This window comes from Sunxiuqinia dokdonensis, assembly GCF_001270965.1.
GTDB lineage: Bacteria > Bacteroidota > Bacteroidia > Bacteroidales > Prolixibacteraceae > Sunxiuqinia > Sunxiuqinia dokdonensis.
Window position 1 is genome coordinate 45,649 of sequence record NZ_LGIA01000150.1, and the last position, 26,215, is coordinate 71,863.

At 47.9% G+C, this 26,215-nt stretch carries 14 protein-coding genes; 13 read left to right on the forward strand and 1 reads right to left on the reverse strand.

Features of this window, described 5'->3' with window-relative positions:
• Window positions 1-11: 11 nt before the first annotated feature.
• From NC99_RS10285 to NC99_RS10330, 9 genes are all read left to right on the forward strand, one after another.
• Entirely contained in the window at window positions 12-2,162 is a 2,151-nt protein-coding gene (locus NC99_RS10285) for an endo-1,4-beta-xylanase (protein WP_053183323.1), read from the forward strand.
• Between the two features lie 1,490 nt (window positions 2,163-3,652).
• Entirely contained in the window at window positions 3,653-5,278 is a 1,626-nt protein-coding gene (locus tag NC99_RS10295) for a glycoside hydrolase (protein WP_157624763.1), read from the forward strand.
• A gap of 26 nt (window positions 5,279-5,304) precedes the next feature.
• A complete protein-coding gene (gene galB, locus NC99_RS10300) occupies window positions 5,305-8,052 on the forward strand; it encodes a beta-galactosidase GalB (RefSeq protein ID WP_082326421.1) in 2,748 nt (915 codons plus the stop codon).
• A 60-nt stretch (window positions 8,053-8,112) separates the two neighbouring features.
• The gene (locus NC99_RS10305; protein ID WP_053183329.1) at window positions 8,113-9,372 is read left to right on the forward strand and encodes an alpha/beta hydrolase family protein; all 1,260 of its coding nucleotides are present in this window, start codon (window positions 8,113-8,115) and stop codon (window positions 9,370-9,372) included.
• A gap of 41 nt (window positions 9,373-9,413) precedes the next feature.
• The gene (locus tag NC99_RS10310) at window positions 9,414-11,954 is read left to right on the forward strand and encodes a glycosyl hydrolase 115 family protein (protein WP_204374962.1); all 2,541 of its coding nucleotides are present in this window, start codon (window positions 9,414-9,416) and stop codon (window positions 11,952-11,954) included.
• 3 nt (window positions 11,955-11,957) lie between these two features.
• Window positions 11,958-13,880, forward strand: a complete 1,923-nt coding sequence (locus tag NC99_RS10315) for a sialate O-acetylesterase (RefSeq protein WP_053183336.1) — start codon at window positions 11,958-11,960, stop codon at window positions 13,878-13,880.
• Between the two features lie 25 nt (window positions 13,881-13,905).
• A complete protein-coding gene (locus tag NC99_RS10320; RefSeq protein WP_053183338.1) occupies window positions 13,906-15,381 on the forward strand; it encodes an MFS transporter in 1,476 nt (491 codons plus the stop codon).
• Between the two features lie 62 nt (window positions 15,382-15,443).
• The gene (locus tag NC99_RS10325; protein ID WP_053183340.1) at window positions 15,444-16,580 is read left to right on the forward strand and encodes an endo-1,4-beta-xylanase; all 1,137 of its coding nucleotides are present in this window, start codon (window positions 15,444-15,446) and stop codon (window positions 16,578-16,580) included.
• A 270-nt stretch (window positions 16,581-16,850) separates the two neighbouring features.
• The gene (locus NC99_RS10330) at window positions 16,851-17,819 is read left to right on the forward strand and encodes a glycoside hydrolase family 43 protein (RefSeq protein ID WP_053183343.1); all 969 of its coding nucleotides are present in this window, start codon (window positions 16,851-16,853) and stop codon (window positions 17,817-17,819) included.
• Between the two features lie 182 nt (window positions 17,820-18,001).
• On the opposite strand, the gene NC99_RS10335 is transcribed toward NC99_RS10330, so the two are convergent.
• A complete protein-coding gene (locus NC99_RS10335; protein WP_157624765.1) occupies window positions 18,002-18,694 on the reverse strand; it encodes a hypothetical protein in 693 nt (230 codons plus the stop codon).
• Window positions 18,695-19,023: 329 nt separating this feature from the next.
• Here NC99_RS10335 and NC99_RS10340 point away from each other — a divergent pair, with 329 nt between their 5' ends.
• The 4 genes from NC99_RS10340 (at window position 19,024) to NC99_RS10355 (ending at window position 26,092) form a co-directional block, all read left to right on the forward strand.
• The gene (locus tag NC99_RS10340; RefSeq protein ID WP_053183349.1) at window positions 19,024-19,569 is read left to right on the forward strand and encodes an RNA polymerase sigma-70 factor; all 546 of its coding nucleotides are present in this window, start codon (window positions 19,024-19,026) and stop codon (window positions 19,567-19,569) included.
• A 118-nt stretch (window positions 19,570-19,687) separates the two neighbouring features.
• On the forward strand, window positions 19,688-20,647 hold the full coding sequence (locus NC99_RS10345; RefSeq protein ID WP_162231198.1) for a FecR family protein: 960 nt from the start codon (window positions 19,688-19,690) through the stop codon (window positions 20,645-20,647).
• 167 nt (window positions 20,648-20,814) lie between these two features.
• Window positions 20,815-24,129 carry a TonB-dependent receptor gene (locus tag NC99_RS10350; RefSeq protein ID WP_162231199.1) on the forward strand — a complete coding sequence of 1,105 codons (3,315 nt, stop codon included), beginning with the start codon at window positions 20,815-20,817 and terminating at the stop codon, window positions 24,127-24,129.
• Window positions 24,130-24,142: 13 nt separating this feature from the next.
• Window positions 24,143-26,092: a RagB/SusD family nutrient uptake outer membrane protein gene (locus NC99_RS10355; protein WP_053183386.1), complete on the forward strand. Its 1,950-nt coding sequence runs from the start codon at window positions 24,143-24,145 to the stop codon at window positions 26,090-26,092.
• Window positions 26,093-26,215: the final 123 nt, after the last annotated feature.

Here is a 26,215-nt window from a genome sequence, read left to right on the forward strand (position 1 = left end):
ATTGAGATACTATGAAATATTTAAATAAATTTTGGCTGGGTGCTGTTGCTGTATCGCTGTTGGCATCTTGCGTTGAAGACAGCTTGCTTGACTACCCGGTCGAAAAGCCGGAAAGCCTTGCCAAGCTGGAATACCTGAATGATTACGATGTATTGAAATCGTATGTTGACCGCAGCGCCAATCCCGACTTTAAGTTGGGAGCGGGCGTGTCGGTCGATGGGTTTAACAACAAGGGAGTCGTTTATAGTCACATCGTCTCCAACTTCGACGAGGTGACAGCCGGCTGGGAAATGAAGCACGGCGGCATTGTGCAGAATGACGGAAGTCTAAACCTGGCAAGGGTTTCGAACTTCATCACGACCGCCCAGGAAGCCGGAATCACCATCTACGGACATACCCTGGCCTGGCATGCCAACCAGAATGCCGAATATCTGAACGGCATCATAGCTGATCAGGAAATTGAAACTGATCCGGGTGATGGCAACAACGCTTTGCATGCTACCACACCAAATGCGAATGCCAATATTTGGGACTGGCAGCTTGAATACGTGCTGCCTACGCCATTAACACAGGGCGTGGAATATACCATAACCATGCGTGCAAAAGCCTCAAGCCCATTTACGGTAGCCTTTTGGCGGACTGATGGTTCGTCAACCAATTACGGCCCGGATATGGCATTTGGAGAAAGCTGGGGCGATGTTTCCGTCACATTTACTCCGACTATGAATGCGACCAAATTGCAGTTTTGTTTCGGAACATTTGCCGGTGATCTTTATTTCGATGACATGGTGCTTACCGCGAGTGGTTCCGAAGAGAATTTAATTGAAAACGGAGCTTTCGATGAAGAAACGCTGAGCGGATGGCAAAAACCAAGTTGGCATGGGTACACCTTTTTGGTTGAACCTGTTGCCGCTGGACCGGCTAAATGGTGGACAAACCTGGTAACCAACAGCGATGTCGAAGGTGATGATGTTTCCAGCTTCTTCGCTACAGAGATCGCAGTTGGTCCAGATCCAGCTACAATTGGTGCTGAAGGTACAGGAGCCGATGGTGTGGGAAGAGCAATTGTTGTTCAATCGGGAGATAACCCCGTTAATGCATGGGATACCCAGTTCTTTGTAAAAGCACCCCAGCAACTGCTAGCAGGTCAGGCTTATCGGTTCAGCATGAAGGTTAAAGCGGATAAACCAGCCACGATCGAGTCTCAAGCGCACAATAATCCCGGGGGCTATTTACACTGGTCTATGGTCGGTAGCCCGTCAGTTACTACCGAATGGCAGGAATATACCAATTCCGGAATCATTTCAGCCGAGCAGGCAGGCGCGAATGGCATGAACACCATCGCTTTTAATCTTGCTGTTTTTTCAGAAGCCAATACGTATTATTTTGATGATATTGTATGGGAGATCGAGGAGTCGGGCAATAAAAGACCACTGACACCCGAAGAAAAGGCCGATACCCTTTCCTGGGCTTTGGAGAACTGGATCGCCGGAACGCTGGAAGTGACCAAAGAATACGTGAAAGCCTGGGATGTGGTGAACGAGCCCATGGATGATGGCAATCCGTATGAATTGAAAACAGGTGTTGGTAAAACAGATATGGCTGCTGATGAATTCTACTGGCAGGATTACCTGGGCAAAGACTATGCGGTGATGGCTTTCAACCTGGCCCGCCAATATGGTAGCCCGGATGATATCCACTTCATCAACGACTACAACCTGGAATACAACATCGATAAATGTAAAGGTTTGATTCAGTATGTTGAATACATCGAAGCTGCAGGAGCACAGGTCGATGGCATTGGTACGCAAATGCACATCAACGTCAATTCCGATAAGGACAAAATCGTTGAGATGTTCGAGCTGCTGGCTGCTACCGGCAAGCTGATCAAAGTGTCGGAACTGGATATGGGTGTTGGTGTTCCAACCTCAGAAGCGACGGATGAGCACTACATCGCCCAGGCCGAAATGTACCAGTTTGTGGTTGAGAAATACTTTGAAATTATTCCGGCCAATCAGCGTTACGGTATCACCATTTGGAGCCCCTTGGACAGCCCAACAGGTTCCGGCTGGAGAGCTGGCGAGCCGATCGGCTTGTGGACCGAAGGTTACTACCGCAAACGGGCTTATGCCGGTTTTGCTGATGGACTTTCAGGAAATTAACATGGCTTGATTTGAAATAGGTAATGAAAGGGGCAGTCTGTAGTGGATTGCCTCTTTCTTTTTTCCGCCATGCTGCCCCCGGTTTTACCGAAAATTATAAGCCGCATGGTTCCGACCTGGCGTTGTTTGGTATTTCTGGCTTTGGGACTGAAAGCCGCTTGCCAGTTCCAGTCATAGACCACCGGTTTGTACGATTTTAAAAGCCACGTGTGAGTCCGCCAAAAGTCACGTGTGACTTTTCTCAAAACCACGTGTGACTTTTTCATCACTTGCGCACCCAGTTTGACCGAATATCATAAGCCGCATAATTCCGACAGTCATTGTTTGGTGTTTCTGTTCCAACCCGAATCCTGAAACTGCGACCGAAGGGAGTCCTGATAGAATCGGGAAAACCCTGAAACCTCATGCCTGACAAGCCTTTCAGCCTGCCGAACCACGCCAGCTAACACACGGGAATGACCTGCTAAAAGACGGAAACCACTTGCTAAATGATGGGGATAGCCTGCTAAAGGACGGAAATCGCCTGCTAAAACCCGGAAATTGTTTGCTAAAACCCGGAAATCGTCTGCTAAAACACAGAAATCGCCTGCTAAAACCCGGAAACTGTTTGCTAAATCACGGAAATCGCCTGCTAAAACCCGGAAATTGTTTGCTAAAAGACAGAAATCACTTGCTAAAACCCGGAAATCGTCTGCTAAAGGACGGTCAAAGTTTGCAGAATTTACCGGATGCCTTCCTATTGGGGGCCCACAACATGCGACAAGAAGCCAGCTCCCGGCTAAGCGGGCCCACCCTCCGGCTAATGATCGGTTTAAGCCTCACTTCAACATGGGAATGGATCACACAAAAAGTAAAATCCGGCTGATAAGCCAACGCATAATACTATTTGGAAAATCAGCCTGCTTTTTTTGTGCTTGCTCATCAATCTCAAGTTTAAGTCTACCCAATGATAAATTGATCCGTCAAATTGGCTCTGCCGCAAGCCAACCCGCTAATATCCGACGAAAGTAGGTTTAACTCAATTAAATGAGGGAACAAGAGAACCAGATGGTGCCTATTCGGGAGCGGCCTATTTTTATCAAAAGTGGAATCAAACGAAAAGCTTAGTGCAGACGGGAAGTTCCGACGACAGGAGGAAATCACCCGCCGAACTTAGCTTTTCGGAAGATGGAGCTTGCAGATAAAAATCAGCCTTGACTTTTTTGTTTACTTTTTGTGTTAAGACAAAAAGTAAAATCCGGCTGATAAGCCAACGCATTAGATCATTTGGAAAGTCAGCCTGCTTTTTTGTCCTTGCTCATCAATCTCAAGTTTAAGTCTAACCAATGATGAATTGACCCCAATTGTATCTTAAATTGTAAATCAAATGTCTCAATTTTAAATGAATTTGGATGTTGCAACTTTACTTTTGATAGTGGGGAATAGTAACCGTGTTTCCCGTATCGTAGCCATTGGCTTTTCAGACCCAATAAAATTCGAACCTAAACGAAATGATTGACTCACAAAAATATTTGAAGTGGATAACCCTTGGAATCGTACTTTTCCTTGCCGCTTGCTCCAAAGATTCTGATGAACCGCTCGTTTTGCCAGCATCGCTGTCCTTTGTCGAAAACACCTTGCCAACCGATGAGTTGTCGGTGGACGAAGGTACCGTGACTTTTGACGTGGAATGGGCACACACCAAATGGACCGTTAAAGCGGGCGAGGCCGTCGCTGGACAAAAATTTATCACGAAACTGTCGCCCGCTTTGGCCGGTTCAACCGAAGAAGCGAAAACCCGAACAACGGTGTCGCTCACGTACTGGTCAAACACCACGCACACGGTTAACCGCCAAAAACTGATTCTCAGCTCAACAACTGAAAACATAAGTGATACCATCATCATCAGCCAAGCCGCCAAACCGGTGCAGCCCATCAACGTCACCTTCGACCCAAATACCACTTATCAAACCATATCGGGCTTTGGCGGGGCCAACATGATTTGGGGAACCGATTACCTCACTGAAACCGAGTTGGATTTGGCTTTTGGAACCGGCGACACCGACATGGGACTTTCCATTTACCGGGTGCGCTTGTCATCGAGTAAAAACGATTGGGAAGGCTTGGTCAACTCCATCAAAGGGGCCAACCAACGCGGCGCAACCGTACTGGCCAGTCCCTGGTCGCCACCTGCCGCTTGGAAAAGCAATAACTCCACCAGTGGCGGTGGCTACTTGCTGCCTGAGCACTATGCCGATTTCGCCAATTACATCAACGAGTTTATCCAGTTTATGGCCGATCGCGGCGCAACAGTCGATGTGGTTTCCATTCAGAATGAACCCGACTGGCAGGTAACTTATGAAGGTTGCGAATACACCTTCACCGAGATGTTCAACTTTGTGAAAAACCACGCCGGTACCATCCAGGGAGCCAAAGTGTTGGCGGCCGAGTCCCTGAACTCGAACCATGCTTATACCGATCTGATCATGAACGATGCGCTTGCCAATGAGAATTTGGATATCGTTGGCGGCCATCTGTATGGATCGGGTTTGGCCACCTATCCGTTGGCCGAACAAAAAGGGAAGGAAATTTGGATGACCGAACACCTGCTCAATCTCAATAGTGGGAACAACCCGGCAAACTGGACTGAAAATACCGATGTGACGACCATTTGGAACGAAACCATGGAGATGGTCAAGGAGATTCAAACTTGCATGAGTTATAACTGGAACGCCTACATTTGGTGGTACATCCGTCGCTATTATTCCTTTTTGGGTGATGGCGAGCGTGGAACCAACCGGGGACAGATTTTGAAAAGAGGCTACGCCATGTCCCAGTTTTCCAAGTTTATCCGGCCCGGATATGTCCGGATCAAGACCCAGATTGAAAATACCACGACCGGCCTGATGATTACCGCTTACCAAGGCGAAAATGAACTAGTTGCTGTCATTGTTAATCCAACCAGTTCGGAAGTTGCAGCGGTGAATCTGGTGGCTGCTTCAGCAGGAGCATCGGCGGTAGCTTATACAACTTCTGAATTTGAGAACCGTAAAATGACATCGCTCACCGCGGAGGATGACCGTTTCTTGTTGAATATACCAGCCAACAGTGTAACAACGGTTGTGATCAGTAATTAGAATTTATTCAGATGAATGTTATCACAATGAAAGATCGAAATAGCATCAGATTGGCTTCGCTCGTTTTTGTCGCTTTAATTGGCTGCATCCTTCTTTTTGATAGTTGCAGCCAGCCTGATTCAACGGTGGTAACACGCGAGCGGATTTCCATCAACGATGGCTGGAGTTTTTACAAATACGACGCTGAATCTGACGCCGACTCCCTGATTTATGACGTTCGTCCGGAGATTGACAATCCGAACGAGATCAAGGATGCCGATTCGAAACCCACCGAAGCGGTTGCTGCCGAGGCCAGGCAAATGGTATTGAAACCCTGGATTTTACCTTCGGCAAATGATTTTATCAACGATCCGAAGAAAAAACACATTCGCCCCGAAGGGCACCCGGGAAGCGATTTTCCTTTTGTGCAGGCTGAGTTTGACGACAGCGGCTGGCAAAATATAAACCTGCCGCACGACTGGGCCATTGAAGGGCCTTTTCAAACCGGATGGGACTCCGAGGTTGGTGGCGGAATGGGCCGCCTGCCTGTGAATGGCGTGGGCTGGTACCGAAAAAAATTAGAGGTGTCCGCAGATGATGCAGGGAAAGTAATCTACCTCGATGTTGATGGAGCCATGTCGTACGCCATGGTATGGCTAAACGGAAAACTAGTCGGTGGCTGGCCTTACGGCTATAATTCATGGCGGCTTGATTTAACGCCTTATCTGAATTTTGGCGGCGAAAATCAACTGGCCATCCGGGTTGACAATCCCAACCATTCGGCGCGCTGGTATCCCGGTGCCGGCTTGTATCGCAATGTATGGCTGGTGAAAACAAACCCGCTGCACGTAGCGCAATGGGGAACCTACATCACTTCAAGCGATGTGTCGGAGCAATCAGCTAACGTGAATATCGAAATCACCATCAAGAATAAAGCACAAATTGATGCCGAAGTAAAAGCAATAACGGAGATTTATGCTCTTGATGAAAATGATGAGCCAATCGGTGATGTTGTTGCTGGTTTCGAAGCACTGTTTTCATCGGTGGCTGCCAACGGGAAAGCAACAGTTAAGAGTTCGGTGATTATCGAGAATCCACGGCTGTGGGGGCCGATTCCAACGCAACAGCCTAACCGATATGTTGCCGTAACGACCATAAAGCAAGGTGGCAAACTGGTTGATGTTTACGAAACGAATTTTGGTATTCGCGTGGTGGAGTTCGATCCCAATCAGGGAGTTTTGGTCAATGGAAAACACATTCAGTTGAAAGGCGTGAACCAGCACCATGATTTAGGCGCTTTGGGTGCGGCATTCAATACCCGTGCTGCCGAACGCCAGTTGGAATTGCTTCGCGAAATGGGCTGCAATGCCATTCGCATGGCCCACAATCCGCCGCCTCCCGAATTGCTGGAGCTGACCGATAAAATGGGCTTCCTGGTAATCGATGAGATTTTTGATTCGTGGGAAACGAAAAAAACACCGCACGACTTTCATCTCATCTTCCCGGAATGGTCTGAACCGGATGCCCGTTCTTTTATCCGGCGAGACCGAAATCATCCATCCATCATTCTGTGGAGCTTTGGCAATGAAGTAGGCGAACAATACACAGGCGAAGCTGGGGCTGAAGTCGCCAAACGACTAAACGAAATTGTCAAGGAAGAAGATCCCACACGCCCAACGACATTGGCCATGAATTATGCCAAACCGCACATGGAACTTCCGGTGGTTCCCGATGTCATTGGACTGAATTACCAGGGAGAAGGGATTCGGCAGGATCCGGAATTTGAAGGAACCGACCGGATTCGCACCAAGCCGCAATACAACGCCTTTCGGGAGCAGTTTCCCGAGAAAGTAATTTACAGCAGCGAAACCGCTTCGGCATTCAGCAGCCGCGGATTTTACAACTTCCCGGTAACCGAGGCCATCAGTTCCATTGCCCGCGATGGCCGTGGTGGTGATTCAAAGGCGGCGCATGTTAGTTCGTACGAATTGTATGCGGTGGATTTTGGTTCGTCGGCCGATAAGGTGTTTGGCATGATTGACCGTCATCCGTTTGTAGCCGGCGAGTTTGTGTGGACTGGCTGGGACTACCTGGGCGAACCAACACCGTACTACCAGGCACGGAGTTCGTATAACGGAATCATAGACCTGGCCGGCTTTCCCAAAGACCGCTTTTATTTGTATCAAGCACATTGGCGCCCCGATTTTCCGATGGTACATATTTTACCGCACTGGAATTGGCCTGAGCGTATTGGCGAAATCACCCCAGTGCATGTGTTTACCTCGGGCGACGAAGCTGAGCTGTTTTTGAACGGTAAATCATTGGGTAGAAAGAAAAAAGCTGATTTTGAATACCGTCTACGCTGGGATGAGGTGGTTTATGAACCGGGTGAGTTGAAAGTAATTGCTTACAAAAACGACGAAGTTTGGGCTGAAAAAGTGGTTAAAACTACTGGCCAGGCAACACAATTGCTGGCCAGAGCCGATCGAGTAACGATTGCTGCCGACGGCAAGGACTTGTCGTTTGTCACCGTACAAGTCTCCGATGAAGAAGGGCAACTGGTGCCTCGCTCAAATAATCCGATTAAATTCCGTATTGACGGGCCGGGTGAAATTGTGGCCACCGATAACGGCGATCAAACGGATATGACTGCCTTTCCGTCGCATGAACGAAACGCATTTAATGGATTGGCTTTGTTGATCGTACGAGCCAAGGGCGGTAAGCCGGGCAAGATTATCGTGACAGCGGAGTCAACCGGTCTGAAAGAAGCAAGCGTGGAGATTCGAAGTAAATAAACCTAAGAATAAGTTCTGAAATCGTTGTAAACACGAAACCTGATACAAAATCAAAAATAAATGAAAGCTGGTTTGAAAATAAATCTACTGATATTCCTGATAGCGACATTGTTTGTTGTCAATTCAATGGCTCAGGGAATTCCGCTGGTCTATGCGGTTGAAAATACGGGAGCTGATTTTCCGGCTCCGGTGTTGCCCGACACCAGCCAGCTGCCGGCTATCGAGCCGCTGACTGATCCTTTTGCCTGGTCTGACGGAAGTGGACGGTCAACCGACTTTGCCGATTGGAGCCGCCGCCGTGCAGAGATCGGCGCTGAAATTCAGCATTATGAAATCGGCCCAAAACCCGCTCGCCCGAATCATCTGACGGCCAGCTTTTCGGCTCAGGATAGCTTGCTTACCGTGATTATTATTGAGAATAAGGACACACTCATCCTCTCTTCGAAAGTAATTCTCCCAAAGGGCGAAGGCCCTTTCCCTGCGGTGATTGGTGTTGGCCGGCCGTCGGGCAGTCTTCCGCCGGATATTTTTTCCAGCCGCGAGATTGTCCAGATCGCTTTTAACTTCAGCCAGGTGATGGCTCACCAGCAAAAGCGGGGCAGCGAGCCAATCAACAAACTGTATCCCGATCTTTCGAACATGGGTGCCTACAGTGCCTGGTCGTGGGGCGTCAGCCGTTTGATTGATGGATTGGAACTGGTGCAGGATGAGCTTCCGGTTGACTTGAAGCATCTGGCTATTACAGGCTGTTCATTTGCCGGAAAGATGGCGCTGTATGCTGCTGCATTTGACGAGCGCATTGTGCTGACCATTGCCCAGGAATCGGGTGGGGGCGGTGCGGCTGCCTGGCGGGTTTCGGAAACCTTGGGCAATGTCGAAACGCTTGGACGAACCAGCCATGTGTGGTTTATGGAAAGCATGTTTCAGTTTAGCAAGGCCGTATCAAAACTTCCCTTCGATCATCACGAACTGATGGCCATGGTGGCACCACGCGCCTTGCTGGTTCTTGGAAACCCCGATTATGAATGGTTGGCCGATGAGTCGGGCTATGTTTCGTGCCAGGCAGCCAAAAGGGTTTGGGAAACCTTTGGAATAGCTGACCGCTTTGGCTTCTCCATTGTCGGAAATCATGGGCACTGCCAGCTTCCGGATGTCCAGTATCCCGAAGTGGAAGCTTTTGTGGACAAGTTCCTGTTGGGTGACACAAACGCTGATACCGATGTTGAAGTTCACCCGTTTGATGAGGTGGATTATTCGAGATGGACCGCCTGGTGGGGAACCGGCAAACCGATTTTGAAGGAATTAGATTCGGATGAATAGTCAATTTTGTTGACGAGTCACAAAACTAAAATATGAAGACTGTGAATTACACATATGTACGAAAAATGATCATAAGCAGTGTGTTGGCACTGGCCTTTGTGTGCTTGTCAATTGCCACGATGGCCCAATATGGGCACACTTATGTTTCATTGGATGATGAGGTCGGTGGTTTCGCTATTTCGGGAGATCATCAGACAGCGCCCATTCTGATCGATGCGGACGATTACCCGGGAATAGCCGCTGTGGCCGGCTGGTTTGCCAACGATATAAAAATGGTTACAGGGCAGTCGCCAGAGATTCTTCAGTCCGAAATGCCCGGCACCGGTCAGGTGGTTTTGGTCGGAACAATCGGCAAAAACAAGTGGATCGACCAATTGGCAGCTGAAGGAAAACTGGATGTGTCGGACCTGAAAGGCCAGTGGGAGAAAAGCCTGACCCAGGTTGTTGAACATCCGTTTTCCGGAGTTGAAAAAGCACTGGTTTTGGCCGGAAGCGATAAGCGTGGAACCATTTATGCCATGTTGAATCTATCACGCGAAATGGGTGTTTCGCCCTGGTATTGGTGGGCCGATGTTCCGGTTGATCAGCACGAAGCCGTGTATGTCAGACCGGGCCGGTTTGTCACCGAAAGCCCGAAAGTGAAATACCGTGGCATTTTTCTGAATGACGAAGAACCTGCTCTTGGAGGCTGGGTTCGCGAAACCTTTGGCGGATTTAATCACAACTTCTATGAAAAGGTGTTTGAACTGATTCTTCGGCAACGAGGAAACTTTCTGTGGCCGGCCATGTGGGGCAAAGCTTTTTACGACGATGATCCGGAGAATGGGCGCCTGGCCGATGAACTGGGCATTGTGGTGAGTACTTCGCATCATGAACCTTTGGGCAAAGCCCATGTAGAATGGGACCGCTACGGATCGGGAGCCTGGGACTACAGCAAAAACCCCAAGGTGCTGACCGATTTCTGGACCCAGGGCATGGAGCGCATGAAAGACTATGAAACGGTGGTCACCGTTGGGATGCGTGGCGATGGCGACGAGGCCATGAGCGAGGGAACCAACATTGCCTTGTTAGAGAAGATTGTTCGCGACCAGCGCAAAATTATCAGCAAAGTAACCGGAAAAAAGGCGGAAGAAACGCCGCAGGTTTGGGCTTTGTACAAGGAAGTGCAAGACTACTACGATAAAGGTATGCGGGTGCCCGACGATGTGACTTTGCTGCTTTGCGACGATAACTGGGGCAATGTGCGCAAGTTGCCCGATTTAAATGCGCAGTCTCACCCCGGGGGATTCGGAATGTACTACCATTTCGACTATGTGGGTGGTCCGCGAAACTATAAATGGATCAACGTCAGTCAAATTCAGCGGGTTTGGGAACAAATGAACCTGACCTACAGCCATGGTGTTGACCGGATTTGGGTGGTGAACGTGGGCGATTTGAAACCGATGGAATATCCCATCAGCTTTTTTCTGGATATGGCCTGGGAACCCACCCGGTTCAATGCGCAGAATCTGTTGCAACATACAGAAGATTGGTGTGCCGAACAGTTTGGAGAAAAATATGCCAAGGAGGCAGCGCGCATCATTAATCTTTATACAAAATACAACCACCGGGTAACGCCCGAATTGCTGAACGCTAAAACCTACAGCCTGGAAAATTATAATGAGTTTGAGCGGGTACGCAACGACTATCGCGATCTGACCTTAGATGCTTTGCGCCTGTACAATTTCATTCCAAATAAATACAAAGATGCCTTCGACCAGTTGGTCCTTTTCCCGGCCAATGCCTGCTCAAACCTGTATGAAATGTATTATGCCGTGGCCAAAAACCATCAGCTGGCAGCTGAAAATAACCCAAAAGCAAACCATTGGGCTGATGTGGTGAAGGCGTGTTACGACCGTGATTCATTGCTCACTGTTCATTACAACCAGCAAATTGCTGATGGCAAGTGGAACCACACAATGGATCAGATCCGCATCGGTTATACTTACTGGCAGGAACCCCGGCAGCGAAAAATGCCCCAAGTAAAAAGAGTGGATGTGCCGGTTGTGCCCAATGAAGAACTGGTGTTCAAAGAAGCGGAAGGTTATGTGTCCATCGAAGCCGAAAACTTCCAGCTTTCACAAGGAACCGAAAAAATACGCTGGGAAGTGATTCCCGGTTTGGGCAAAACTGCTTCCGGTGTAACCACCTTTCCGCAAAACGAATATCCGCTAGAAAATGACCCGGTTTATCTGGAATATGCCATTAATTTTGAATCAACCGGAGAGTTTGACGTGCAGGTGCTGGTTTCAACCACACTGAATTTCAACGCCAACAAAGGCTTACGGTACGCCATTTCGTTTGATGGCGGCGAAGAACAAATTATCAATATCAACGGCGCGTATCGGGGCGAGTTGGGCGAATGGCAGGCTACCCGCATTAACCAAACATCAACCAAACATCCGATTGAAAAAGCCGGTTTGCACCGTTTGCGTATTCGTGTGCTGGAGCCCGGCATCGTGCTGCAAAAAATACTGATTGACACCGGAGGTTTGAAGCCCAGCTATTTGGGAGCACCTCAGAGTAAACGAATAAAACAATAAACAATGAATCAAAACAAGTTAGCTTTTAGCCTAATCGTACTCCTTCTGGTTGCCCTGATTCCATTTCAGTCGGAGGCAGCGGTAAAATTGCCCCGGCTGGTAAGTGATGGCATGGTTCTTCAGCGCGACCAGCCGCTGAAAATCTGGGGTTGGGCCGATCCTTCGGAAAAAATCAAAGTCGAATTCGTTGGGGAGAACTACCAAACCAAAGCAGATAAAAAAGGAAACTGGCAGGTGGAACTTCCGGCGATGAAAGCCGGCGGGCCTTATACGATGAAGATAAATGACATTGAAGTCAGCAATATTATGCTTGGCGACGTTTGGCTGGCTTCGGGTCAGTCGAACATGGAACTGCAAATTCGCCGGGTAATGGATTTGTACGCTGACGAAATCAGGCAGATTGACAATCCAAACATCCGGCTGTTCCGCTCGTCCACACGCAAGGAGCCAGATACGGCGCAGGCCGATTATCCCGATGGCTCGTGGTTGCCAGCAACGCCCGAAAATATCATGGACTTTTCGGCTGTCGCTTATTTCTTTGCCAATGAATTGTACCAAAAATATCAGGTGCCAATTGGCATGATCAGCACAGCCATTGGCGGCTCTCCTGCCGAAGCCTGGTTAAGCGAAGAGCCGGTAACGGAATACTTGGATCGATGGCTGGCCAATCAGGCCCGGGTTGATTCTATTCGAGCCAAACGCATAGCCGAAGAAGGCGAAACGCCTCCGTTTAACTGGGGATTGGAAGTCAATAAAAACGATCCGGGTGTTGGCCGTTGGTCAAAAGCGGACGTGGATGTTTCCGGCTGGCCCACCATTTCATTGCCGGGCTATTGGTCAGATAAAGGCGTGGAATTGCGCAACGGATCCATCTGGTTTTATAAGGAGTTTGAAGTGGCCGATTCGCTGGCTGCAAAGGAAGCCATTCTTCGCCTGGGACGCATCATCGACAGCGACTCGGCCTTTGTGAACGGCACTTTTGTGGGCACCATTTCCTACCAATATCCTCCGCGAATTTACTCGGTACCGGAGGGCGTATTGAAGTCCGGAAAAAATAAGTTGATGGTTCGCGTGTTTAGCCAGGGTGGACGCGGTGGTTTTGTGGAAGAAAAACCTTACGAATTGCGCATCGGTTCGCAAACCATTGATCTGACCGGCGATTGGAACTATCATGTCGGTGCGGTGCTGAACCCGCCTCGTGGACTGGGCGGCGGCGGATTTAAGCCTGGTGGTTTGTACAACAGCCTGATTCATCCGGCGCTGGCTTACAGCCTGAAGGGCGTGATTTGGTACCAAGGTGAAACCAATGCCGGACGCGGAATGGAATACCGGCAGCTTTTCAAGGATTTGATTACCGACTGGCGCGAGCAATTCGAACAGCCCGAGCTGCCGTTTTTGTTTGTGCAACTGGCCAATCTCGGAATCCCAAATAAACAGCCGGTTGAAAGTGGCTGGGCCACCCTGCGCGATGCCCAACGCCGGGCGCTGGAGTTGCCAAACACGGGCATGGCCGTGGCGTTCGACCTGGGCGAGTGGAATGACATTCATCCGCTAAACAAGAAAGAAGTTGGGCGCAGGCTGGCTTTGGAAGCGCAACGCGTGGCCTATGGCGATGACGAGGTGGTGAGTGCCGGTCCGCTTTTTCAGTCGATGAAGGTGGAGGACGGAAGCATTGTGCTCACCTTTTCGTCGGTTGGCTCCGGTTTGTTTAGCAACAGCTATTTGCAGGGATTTCAAATTGCGGGAGAAGATGGCCGTTTCGTGTGGGCCAATGCGGTGGTACTTTCAAAAAATACAGTGAAGGTTTGGAGCCGGGAGATTAGCGAGCCAGTTGCGGTGCGCTATGCCTGGGATGATAATCCCGCAGAAGCCAATCTGAAAAACAAGGAAGGGCTGCCTGCGTCACCATTTACAACTGAAGATTAAAAACCAATAATTAATAACTACTTAAATGAAAACAACTTCTCAGAAAGTTTCGGTTCTTGAAAAAATAGGTTACAGCTTGGGCGACCTGGCTGCCAACTTGATTTTTCAAACCTTGATGACCTTTTTAGCCTTCTTTTACACCGATGTTTATCGGATTCCACCGGCAACGGCTTCGGCCATTATTTTTGCCGGTGGAATGCTTGGCGCCTTTTTTAATCCGGTGATGGGAATTATTGCTGATCGGACCAATACCCGATGGGGCAAATTTAGACCCTGGATTTTATGGACGGCCGTTCCTTTTGGGGTGATTGCCATTCTGGCGTTTAGCACGCCCAATTTTAGTCCGGGTGGAAAAGTGGCCTACGCGCTGATCACCTATATTTTGCTGGTGATTGTGTACTCGGCCAACAACCTGCCTTATGCTTCGCTCAGCGGCGTTTTAACCGGCGATATGGCCGAGCGTAACAGCATTTCGAGCTTTCGTTTTGTGGCGGTCATGGTTGCCCAGTTTATTGTGCAGGGCCTGTTGCTGCCGTTGGTGCTTATTTTGGGCGATGGCGACAAAATCAAAGGTTTCGAAAACACCATGACCTTGTTTGCGGTTACGGGCGTCATCTTTTTTATCATTACCTTCCTGACCACCAGGGAACGTGTCATTCCCAATCCGCAGCAGAAATCGAGCATTAAGGAGGATTTGGGCGATTTGTTTAAAAATAAACCCTGGATTGCCATGCTCATCATCACGATTTTCATTTTCATTACCCTGTCACTTAAAGGGGGGATGTACGTGTATTATTTCGAAAATTACCTGAGTGAGCAACATTTGGCCGATTTCCTGGAAAACATTGGATTTAACGGATTTATTGATGGGCTGAATGGCGTATTGGTCAGCATGGGACTGCACGGTTTTACCTGGCCCGAAGATGCGCCAACATCCGGTTTTAGCTTGTTCAACGCCGGCGGAATCATCATGATGATCGTGGGCATTACGGTGTCCAAAACACTGGCCGACCGATTTGGCAAGCGCGATGTGTTTGGTGTGAGCTTGTTTTTGTCGGCTTTGTGTTTGCTGGTGTTCTATTTCTATGCTCCACATTCCATTGCGCTGGTGTTCATTTCGCAATTGGCACACGGATTCTTCTATGGAATTGGAACACCCCTGCTGTGGGCCATGATTGCCGATGTGGCCGACTATTCGGAATGGAAGAACAACCGAAGAGCGACAGCCATTATTTTTTCGGCCATGATTTTTGGGCTGAAAGCTGGCCTGAGCATCGGTGGAGCACTGGTTGCCGGAATTCTGGCACTTTATGGATACAGCGAAGAGTTGGCCACCCAGTCGCCCGAGGCAATCAATGGCATCAAACTGTCGCTGAGCGTGTATCCGACCCTGACGTTTTTCATCGCGGTAGCCTGTCTGTTCTTCTACGAAATCAACAAAAAGAAAGAAGTTGAAATTCAGGAAGCACTAATGTTCCGCCGTACGGAAAACCTGCAATAGGTTAACAACAAGAAGAAATTAATTACAAATTGAAATAACACTATTACTTAAATTGGATTATTATGAAAAAAATAGAATTAGTCGCGTTATTCCTGCTGACAGCGGTTTTGTTTGTCGGGTGCACTGCTCAACAAAGTGCCAAAAAAGAGCCAAGCTTGAAAGACGCTTTGGCTGGTAAATTCCATATTGGCACTGCTTTGAATGCCAACCAAATTACCGGAAGAGACTCAGCCGGCGTTCGGGTTGTTAAAGAACAATTCAACGCGATAGTCGCTGAAAACTGCATGAAGAGTGGCGAAATCCAGCCCAGGGAAGGTGAGTTTGACTTCTCGTTGGCCGACCAGTTTGTTGACTTTGGCGTTGAAAACGACCTGTTTATCACCGGTCACTGTTTGATCTGGCACTCACAGGCTCCACGTTGGTTTTTCACCGATGCTGAAGGGAACGATGTGTCGCGTGAGGTGATGATCGAGCGAATGAAAACGCATATTTATACGGTAGTCGGCCGTTACAAGGGGAAAATTAAAGGCTGGGACGTGGTGAACGAAGCCATTATGGAAGACGGCAGTATGCGTAACAGCAAGTTTTATCAAATTGTAGGTGATGATTTCATCAAGCTGGCTTTTCAGTTTGCCCATGAAGCTGATCCTGATGCGGAATTGTACTACAACGATTACAACGAGTGGTACCCCGGAAAACGTGATGCGATTGTGCAAATGGTTCGCAGCTTGAAAGCCGATGGCGTCCGCATTGACGGAATCGGCATGCAAGGGCATGTGGGCATGGACAGCCCGTCGTTGGAAGACTACGAAGCGGCCATGGTGGCCTATGCCAACGAAGGCATGAAAGTGATGGTGACCGAGTTGGATATGTCTATTCTGCCAAATCGCAGACGCGATGTGGGAGCAGATATCTCAACAAATATTGAATATCAACAGGAATTGAACCCTTATACCGACGGCGTGGTTCCTCAGGAAAAACAAGACGAGTGGGACGCTCGCATGCTGGACTTCTTCAATTTGTTTTTGAAGCACTCGGACGATGTGACCCGGGTAACTTTGTGGGGTGTGGCAGATGGCGATTCGTGGAAAAACAATTTCCCGGTTCGCGGACGTACCGACTACCCGCTGCTATTTGACCGGAACCATGAGCCAAAAACGGCCGTGGCAAAAATTATTGAAGCAGCAACCAAACAGTAGGGTCATCCCGAACTTGTTTCGGGATCTCTTGCCACGAAAGGGAGATCCTGGAACAAGTTCAACCTGATCAATGAAAAATAGAGAAGATTGCGAGACCCGTGGGGTAGCACCCACGGTTATTCAAAATGAAACCCATTCGGGATTTTTAGTAAGTACAAGTCCGAAGGACTTCAAGATGATAAGCCTCCGGTGAAACCGGAGGTACATAAACAACATGCTTGAGAACTTGAGAACCCCAAAGTGGGTTCAATAAATTGAAAAAACAAACGTATGAAAAAAGCAAGATACCTGGTGCCGGACTTGTACACTGCCGATCCGGCCGTACATGTTTTCAACGGCAAACTATATATTTACCCGTCGCACGATGTGGAGTCGGGCATTCCGGAGAACGATAACGGCGATCATTTCGATATGCGCGATTATCATATTTTCTCGATGGATGATGTAGAAGGCGAAGTGACCGACCATGGGGTGGCTCTTGATGTGAAGAACATTCCCTGGGCAGGACGCCAGTTGTGGGATTGCGATTGCGCCTGCAAAGACGACAAGTATTATTTGTACTTTCCGCTGAAAGACCAGACCGACATTTTCCGCATCGGCGTGGCCATCAGCGACAAGCCCGAAGGACCATTCGTTCCACAGGAAGCGCCTATGAAAGGCAGCTACTCCATTGATCCGTGCGTGTTTGAAGAAGACGGTTCGCACTACATGTACTTTGGCGGTCTGTGGGGCGGACAGCTGCAGCGCTACCGCAACAACAAAGCCATTGAGTGCGGGCACGAACCCAAGGACGACGAGGCGGCCTTGCCGGCCAGAATCGTGAAGCTGAGTGACGATATGCTCGAATTTGCTGAAGAACCGCGCGAAATTGTCATCCTCGACGAAAATGGCGACGTGTTGAAAGCCGGCGATCACGACCGTCGTTTTTTCGAAGCTTCGTGGATGCACAAATACCAAGGCAAATACTACTTTTCCTACTCCACCGGCAATACGCACCAGCTGTGCTACGCCGTGGGCGACAATCCTTACGGACCTTTTACCTACAAAGGGGTTATCCTGACACCGGTTGTGGGCTGGACAACCCATCATTCGATTGTTGAATTCAAAGGCAAATGGTATTTATTCCATCACGACAGTGTGCCTTCGGGTGGTAAAACCTGGCTGCGCAGCATGAAGGTGGTGGAGCTGGAATACAACGAAGACGGCAGCATCAAAACCATTGACGGCGGCGGGGAATAGGATCATACGTATTTGTTGGCGTGTGAGAGAATAGAAATCAAACAAGAAATAAGAAACAAGAAATAAGGAAGCCAAACAGCATGGAGCCTTGGTATTTGGCTGTTTCTTATTTCTTGTTCGTTATTCGATATTTCAAAGTTAGAACTGAATGGCGCTGGCAGTTAACGTTTTTAGGTTTTGGACTATTCGTTACAATATTGAATCAGCTGAACCAGGCCTTCTTCCTTTTTAAGTTTCAGCTTTTGTTCTTTGGCATAATTTTCAATAGCGGGTTTGTGCACTTTCAGTTTTTCGAGCAAATCTTTGTGGTTGCGCACCGTTTCCGGAGTTTGTTCTCCCACCGCAAGCAAGTATTGATCATCCTGCCGGGTAAAGCGGTTCGGTTGCGCTTCCTGAAAGCCAATGGTCTTGGTGGCCGGCTTAAAATCGACCTGGTACCTTTTGTAAAGCCGGAAATCGCCGTCAACGACCAGCTGCAGAACGCCATGTTCGGTGTTCCCCCGATCGATGTAGTTTTCGATGGAGAATAATTCGCCACCAAGGTTAAATTCGAATTTCTTGTTGGCATCGTCAATAACCAAAACTCGTTCCTGGGCACTCACAAATTCCATCTGATCAGAATAGATGTTGTACCTCAGCGGAACTTCTTCAATCAAAATCGTGTCGTTAATAAACACATCTCCCCGAACAAATTCTTCATTCAAATAGGCGGTTCCTTCAATATTGGCGTAGCTCGGGTTATTAAAATCTTTGGATTTATTCTTCTCAAACGACATCAGGTCTGACAGCGAACTCAGGTCAGTAATGGTAAATGTTTGCGAAAATGCCACGGAACTAAAGGCCAGGCACAGTGTAAAAAGAAATGCCATTCTCATAAGTCAATAGGTTTTAAGTGATTTGATTTTACGTTTCCGCTTTAAAATTAAGGTGTTTGAAAGGAAAAGTGTTTCAATATTAGATATTTTAATTCATCATATGAATAATTGACATGTTGAAATGAGGATTTGAACGGCCATGAAACCTTGGCTTGGTAAAGCATCGTTAGCCGATTTGTTTTATGTTTGGGTTCAGGACTGTCATGTCGGTTTCACGCGACCAAAGCTTTGCTCTGTTGTTGAAAATAGTCGTACAGTTTGATGGCTGGTGCATCAAAAATATATAAATTGTGAGTTCAAGTTCAAAATGCAAATAATGATTTGTGCTGATGAATGTTAGTTTGGAAAATGTAAAAGCTTTTGAATTGTTCTTTAAAAGGAATTATCATCTTTCCTGTCTGGTTGCCCTTCGATATGTGAAAAGCCCGGAGGTTGCAGAGGATATTGTGCAAGAAACGTTTTTGTATTTATGGCAGAAGCGGGCAGAGTTGAAGATTACCAGAAACCTGAAAAGCTATTTGCTAAATGCCGTAAAGAATCGAAGTATCAACTATTTACAACGCGAACGCCAGTTTGATGAACTAACTGATAGCGGGTTCTTAGTCAGTTTTGATGAAGAATCGGAAGCTCAACATGCTGAAGATGAGCTTGCAGTTCAAATAGCTTCTTCCATTGAGTTTCTCCCCAGCCAGTGTAAGAAAATTTTCCTTTTGGCCTATCAGGACAACCTGACTTACAGCGAAATTGCTACCACCCTTAGCCTGTCAAAAAATACAGTCAAAACCCAAATGGGAATCGCCTATAAAATTTTACGCACGCAATTAAAAAGCTTTGTTTTCAGCCTTTTTTATTTTTTCAACTTAAAGAAGTGTTGAATTTTAAAAGACATTTAATGAGGTGTTTAAGTCCTTGTTCTTGTTTTTTTCTTTAAAAAGTTGATATTTTTTTCACCCTCTTGCCGGGTTCTTGTGTCTTAGCTATAGCATGAAAGAAATGGATCAAAATAGATGGGAGACCTGGGCATCGCTGTTGCATGGTGAGGTGTCGGAACCGGAAATCGATTCCGGCTTGGATGAAGTGGGTGAAAAAGAGCTGAAAATCGGACATCGGATCTATCACAGCCGGGAGAAGGTCGCGCAAGTAAGGAAACTAAAACCAGCGGAATCGGCTTGGGCTGAATTGGAGAAAAGCCTTTCCACGCCCCGGGCGTGGTGGAAGGAAGCCTTAAAATATGCCGCTGTTTTTATCATTGCATTTTTAACTGCCGGCGGAGCATTTTGGTTTTATCAAACCGGTGCTGTTGAAAATGAAAGCTGGGCGAGTATCTCAGCGCCCAATGGACAGATTTCGAATGTAACCCTTTTTGATGGTACCAATGTTTGGCTCAATGCTGGCTCAACGCTCACCTACAAACAATCATTCAATCTAAATAATCGCGAAGTAGTTTTGGACGGAGAAGCCTTATTCTCAGTTACTAAAAACGAAAAATCGCCCTTCATTGTGCATGCCGGTGCTTCTGAAATTCAGGTTCACGGGACGCAGTTCAACGTGAAAGCTTATGCAAACGATTCGAAAATTGCCACGGTTTTGGTTGAAGGCGAGGTTGAGTTTCGGGCTGGTCAACAAGCGTTGATGATGGTTCCGGGAGAACAGGTTTTGTTTTCGAAGAATACCGGACAGCTGGAAAAAAACAAGGTTGACATCGCGGAACACATTGCCTGGAAAGGCGGGAAAATCTACTTTAATGATGAAACGCTCTTTGCGTTGGCCCAGCAACTTGAGCGCTGGTACGAAGTGAAGTTTGCTTTTGCGTCGGACGAACTGAAGTCGTATCGATTTACCGGGGTCATCAACAAGGAAAGATCGCTGGAGTACACGTTGAAGATCATTCAGGAAATCAGGAAGGTAAAATTTGAATTTAATAAAGAACAGATTTTGATTAAAGATGAATAATGAAAGCCGGATCATGTTGGTCACAGATCCGGCCTCAAAATAAACTATTACCCGTTTTAGCAGAACTGGTATTAGCAAGTTTAACACTCAAATACAAACCTATGAAAAAAAATCAGATTTATCCGCCTGAGCGGAAAAGGTATTTAACGCCTAAACTTTTGTTAAGTATGAAACTAACAGTCCTACTATTCTTGATCAGCATTCTGGGTGTAACGGCCAATACTTACTCGCAGCAGAGTAAGTTTGACATGGATTATACGAATGTTGCGATCAAAGATGTCATCACGGAAATCAAAGCACGGAGCGATTTTCAATTCTTTTACAGCAACGATGACTTTGATGTTAACCAAAAAGTGAATGTGCAGGTCAGCGATGCCAGTGTGGCGGAAGTGTTGGATCAACTTCTTGGCTCCCTGGATGTGACCTACAAAATTGTGGACAAGTCGGTAATTATCTCGAAAAATGATATGAGATGGTCGTTTGATCAGCGCATCCAGCAACCGAAAACCGTTTCGGGTACGGTTACCGACGTCACCGGAGATCCTTTGCCTGGGGTTACAGTCGTTGTGAGAGGTACAACGAATGGGACCATTACCGATTTTGATGGAAATTATGCCCTGTCCAATGTTCCGGAAGAAAGCACTTTGGTTTTCTCATTCGTCGGAATGGAGAACCAGGAGCATCCTGTTGCAGGGCAGTCGGTTATTGATGTGGTTCTTGAATCCAAGGTTTCGGATATTGAAGAAGTTGTTGTTGTGGGATATGGCGTTCAACGCAGAGAAGCCGTGACCGGTTCAGTGGCCTCAATAGCCGGTGAATCGTTGCGCGATATTCCCGCGTCCAATTTCACGCAGGCCCTGCAGGGCAGGCTGCCAGGGGTGGAGTTTGCGCAAACTTCAACGCGGCCCGGTGCCACCATGCAAATCCGCATCCGCGGCACCCGTTCGCTGACCGCCAGTAACGACCCCTTGATTGTGCTTGACGGAATTCCTTTTGTTGGGTCGATTAATGAAATCAACACCAATGACATCAAAAGCATGGATATTTTGAAAGATGCTTCAGCAACCGCCATCTACGGTTCGCGCGGTGCGAATGGTGTGATTTTAATAACCACCAACAAAGGAAAACAAGGCCAGAAGGCACAAATCACCTATAACGGGCGCCAGGGTGTGAGTAAAGTTTTTGCCAAATACCCGATGATGAATGGCCCGGAGTTTATTGCGCTTCGCGCAGCTAGGGGCCAGTTTACAAACGGACCCGATGAGTTTGATGAAATCAACACCGACTGGCAAGACATGTTTTTCAGAAACGGAAACCAGGGAAGCCACGACATCGGACTCTCTGGTGGTACTGCAACAGGAACCTACAGTTTTAACATTGGTTACCTTCAGGATCAGGGCGTAATACCCACAAACCAGTTTACGCGCTATAGTTTGCGCAGTTCGGTTGATCAGGAAGTTGGCAAGTATGTCCGCTTCGGTTTCAATTCAAACAACAACTACAACTTTACTGAGGGCAACCAGATTGGTCTGTATGGCGTGTTAAGCATGTCGCCGATTGCCGACCCGTACAATGAAGACGGCACTTTGAGAAGAACCATCAGAATGCCTTTGGATGAGCAATATACCATTACAAGAGATGTGGTTGAAGGATTGGAAGATGAATGGCTGGAACACAACAGGGGATTTGCCACTTACAACTCGGTTTATGGCGAAGTGAAAATTCCATGGGTTGAGGGCCTGAAATTCCGTGCCACACTCGGTCTGGATTTTATTCAGACAAACAACGGAAGCTACACGGCCGAAGGCGTAAACAGCAGTAATCCGGATACCGAGTCTACGGCATCAATCAGCAATTATCACACCTACCATTGGACCATTGAAAACCTGCTGACCTACGATCGTATTTTTGCGGACAAACACCGGGTGAATGTCGTTGGACTATACTCAGCCGAACAAAATACCAGCTTTAACTCAGGCACCAATGCAAAAGGCATCCCTTCGGAGTCTTTCCAGTATTACAGTTTGAGTAATTCTCTTGGTGAAATTACAACAACCAACCCTGCTGACGGTGGCTATACGCAAACGGGATTAGTATCCTACATGGGGCGTGTGATGTACGAATATAGCGACAAGTATATGCTGACCGCAACGGTTCGTACCGATGCTTCATCAAGGTTGGCCGAAGGACACAAGTGGCATACCTATCCGGCCGTTTCTGCCGGATGGAATATCAAGAATGAGCCGTTTATGCAAGACTTCCGGACCTTAGACCGGTTGAAGCTCCGCGTTGGTTACGGACAAACTTCCAACCAGGCCGTTGGGGCATTCAGTACCCTGGGCCGCTTGACTTCGAGGAACTACAACTTTGGCGATGCGACTTATGCAACAGGCTATTATGTAACCCAATTGCCGAACCCCAATTTGGGATGGGAGTACTCTGAAACCTGGAACTATGGCGTGGATTTTGCCTTGCTGAAAAACCGCCTGTCGGGAACCCTTGAATACTATGTAACGAACACCAAAGACATTTTGCTGGGCCTTGGCTTGCCCCGCACATCGGGAGTAAGCAGCTATACCGCTAATATTGGCGAAACGCAAAACAAAGGTGTCGAACTTTCGCTGAATGGCACGATTCTGAACAATGTGAATGGATGGACCTGGGAAGCTGGTCTTAACTTCTATACAAACAAGAATGAACTGGTCGCCCTTGCTTCCGGACAGGAGCGGGACGAAGGTAACGCTTGGTTTGTTGGTTACAGTATCAATTCAATTTTCGATTATGAACGGGTAGGCTTGTGGCAGGAAAACGATCCGCACCGCGATATCCTCGAACCCGGTGGTAACGCCGGTATGATTAAGGTGAAATACACAGGTGATTATAACAGTGATGGCACGCCCGTGAGGCAAATCGGACCCGATGACAGGCAGGTTCTGGAAGTAGATCCAGATTTCCAGGGAGGTTTTAATACCCGGGTAGCTTACAAAGGTTTTGACCTGAGTTTGATAGGAAGCTTCCAAAGCGGTGGAATTCTCGTCAGTACCCTTAACGGACCAAGCAGCTACCTTAATTTGATGACCGGACGACGGGGGAACATTAAAGTGGACTACTGGACGCCTGAGAACACCGGTGCCAAGTATCCAAATCCAGCTGGTGTGATCAGTGGAGACAACCCGAAGTACCTTAGCACGATGGCCTACTTCAATGGTTCGTTCCTCAAAGTACGGAATATTTCTCTGGGCTATGATTTCAGCCAATCATTACTCAAAGCTTCAGGGGTGAGTATGCGCATTTATGCTACTGTACAGAATCCGTTTGTGATGTTCTCCGACTTCAATAAAGAAATGGGATTGGATCCCGAAACCAACTCACGCGGAGACCAAAACGTAGCAACAGGTGGTTACAATAACCGGATCCTAACGGTAGGCTTTAATTCGCCATCAACCCGAAACTACATCATTGGAGTTAATTTGACATTTTAAATAGATGAAAACGATGAAATACATAAATATAAAAACGATCATAGGAACAGTCCTATTGACGGTATTTTCGATAGGTTGTTCTGATATTCTGGATGAAGAACCACGCAGTATCTTTGAACCTGGTTATTTCCAGACCGAAAAAGGTGTTAATGGAGGTCTGACAGCACTGTATGCGCACCTGCGCTTCATTTACGGCAATGCTTACTATTATAACTCAGGTGTAACCGGTACCGATGAAGCAACCTATGCACAAAGTGCTGACGGCAATTTTAAGGTGATGGACATTAGCGGGCAGGGGAATATTACATCCACGGAGACCGGCGGGATCGGTACTTTGTGGGATCATGCATTCCCGGCAATCAACACCGCTTCGGGTATTATTGAAAATGCCGAAGGAGTTGGCCTCGATGCATCTTTAATAGCTGAAGCACGGTTTTTTAGAGCATTCGACTATTTCCAGTTGGTGCAGGTTTTTGGAGGGGTGCCTTTAGACCTGGGTGCGGGCGAATTGAAATTCAACACCGCGCCTGTAAGGGTATCTGTGCGCAATACCGTACCCGAGGTTTACACCAAAGCCATCTTCCCCGACCTGCTGACAGCGGTAAACGACTTACCGGAAGTTGGACGTTTGACGGGTACCGTAACCAAAACTGTGGCACGCCTGTTTTTGGCCAAAGCTTACCTTACCTACGGTTGGTGGCTGGAAAATCCAAACAATATACCTACTTATCCTGAAGCTCCCCGCACGGACCCCGACGGACATGATGCATCGTGGTATTTTCAACAGGCGTACGATGTGGCGACTACCGCTATTGACAATCCGGGTCCTTACGGCCTCATGCCAACATTTTATGAACTCCATGTGGGCGGAAACGAACGTAACCAGGAGATGTTGTTTTATGCCGACCATACCGAAACCAGCGAGAAGTATAATGGCGCGAGCCTGACGTATGGCAACGGAGGCGACGCGGATAACTTTGCAGCCTGGATGATGACCTGGAACTATACGGAAATCAGAAGCGCCACAAGTCCGGATGGCACGGGTTCAGTGGGTACCGTTTTGCGTGAAGCATCTCAGGATCTTGGTCGCCCGTGGACACGTATGTGCCCGACCATTGAAGCGTATGTAAATACTTTTAGCAACAAAACGGAGGATTCGCGTTTCGATGCTTCTTTCACGAATGTATACCGTGGCAACTGGCCGCTCAATAACGACAATACCGAATTCTACTATGGTGCAAACGGCTTAAAAGTTTATCCGGGCGATCCCATACTAACCTTTCTGCCCGAAGAACCTGCTACGCCAATTAGCTATCCTACCGGAGCAGGGCCAAGCAATGTTGGCGGCGGAACTTTGCCGGGAAGAGCTGATTATGTGATTTCGCCAAGCGGAATTAGCCGGGTGGTCTATCCCGGAACCTGGAAGATGAGTACTTACCGCACTGACAATGCCGGTACTTTGGGACAACCGAATGCTGCGGTCACCCGTCCCTTTAATATTGCGAAGTTCTCCGAACTCTACTTTGTTGCTGCCGAAGCAGCAGTGAAAGGCGCTACCACAAAATCAGGTCAAAGTGCAAGAGAACTGATCAATGTGATCCGAGCACGCGCCGGAAAGTGGAGCTTCGACAGGTTTAACAATGTAGAGCGGGTGGAGGACAACAGCGCGGCCATGATCGCTGCAACGCCGGAAACAATCGACATCGATTATATTCTCGAAGAAAGATCACGCGAATATTATGGCGAAGGGTTCCGTTGGTTCGATTTGGTACGCACTCAAAAATGGACCGAATTGGCTTCGACATACACCATCGCGTCAAGCCCCAAGGGCGATCATGATGCGCAAACCTTTACGCGTAGTATTCAACCTTATCATTACCTGCGTCCCATTCCACAGAGCCAGATTGATGGTATGGAAATGACCGATGCAGAAAAAGATGCCTATCAAAACCCAGGATATTAATCATCTGCTTCAACCGTTTTGATCAACACAACGAACTTCTCAGCCACGAATTGATGGCTGGGAAGTTTTTTTGTTCCTTCTGAATATCCAAAGAACTGTTTGTTTCCATCAGAAATTCATTAC

Excerpts from the sequence above, each read along its gene's own strand:
- NC99_RS10350 (WP_162231199.1), top strand. The coding sequence starts at position 20,815 with ATGAAACTAACAGTCCTACTATTCTTGATCAGCATTCTGGGTGTAACG.
- NC99_RS10340 (WP_053183349.1), top strand. The coding sequence starts at position 19,024 with ATGAATGTTAGTTTGGAAAATGTAAAAGCTTTTGAATTGTTCTTTAAA.
- NC99_RS10285 (WP_053183323.1), top strand. The coding sequence starts at position 12 with ATGAAATATTTAAATAAATTTTGGCTGGGTGCTGTTGCTGTATCGCTG.
- NC99_RS10355 (WP_053183386.1), top strand. The coding sequence starts at position 24,143 with ATGAAATACATAAATATAAAAACGATCATAGGAACAGTCCTATTGACG.
- NC99_RS10315 (WP_053183336.1), top strand. The coding sequence starts at position 11,958 with ATGAATCAAAACAAGTTAGCTTTTAGCCTAATCGTACTCCTTCTGGTT.
- NC99_RS10330 (WP_053183343.1), top strand. The coding sequence starts at position 16,851 with ATGAAAAAAGCAAGATACCTGGTGCCGGACTTGTACACTGCCGATCCG.
- NC99_RS10335 (WP_157624765.1), bottom strand. The coding sequence starts at position 18,694 with ATGAGAATGGCATTTCTTTTTACACTGTGCCTGGCCTTTAGTTCCGTG.
- NC99_RS10320 (WP_053183338.1), top strand. The coding sequence starts at position 13,906 with ATGAAAACAACTTCTCAGAAAGTTTCGGTTCTTGAAAAAATAGGTTAC.
- NC99_RS10295 (WP_157624763.1), top strand. The coding sequence starts at position 3,653 with ATGATTGACTCACAAAAATATTTGAAGTGGATAACCCTTGGAATCGTA.
- NC99_RS10305 (WP_053183329.1), top strand. The coding sequence starts at position 8,113 with ATGAAAGCTGGTTTGAAAATAAATCTACTGATATTCCTGATAGCGACA.
- NC99_RS10325 (WP_053183340.1), top strand. The coding sequence starts at position 15,444 with ATGAAAAAAATAGAATTAGTCGCGTTATTCCTGCTGACAGCGGTTTTG.
- galB (WP_082326421.1), top strand. The coding sequence starts at position 5,305 with ATGAAAGATCGAAATAGCATCAGATTGGCTTCGCTCGTTTTTGTCGCT.
- NC99_RS10345 (WP_162231198.1), top strand. The coding sequence starts at position 19,688 with ATGGATCAAAATAGATGGGAGACCTGGGCATCGCTGTTGCATGGTGAG.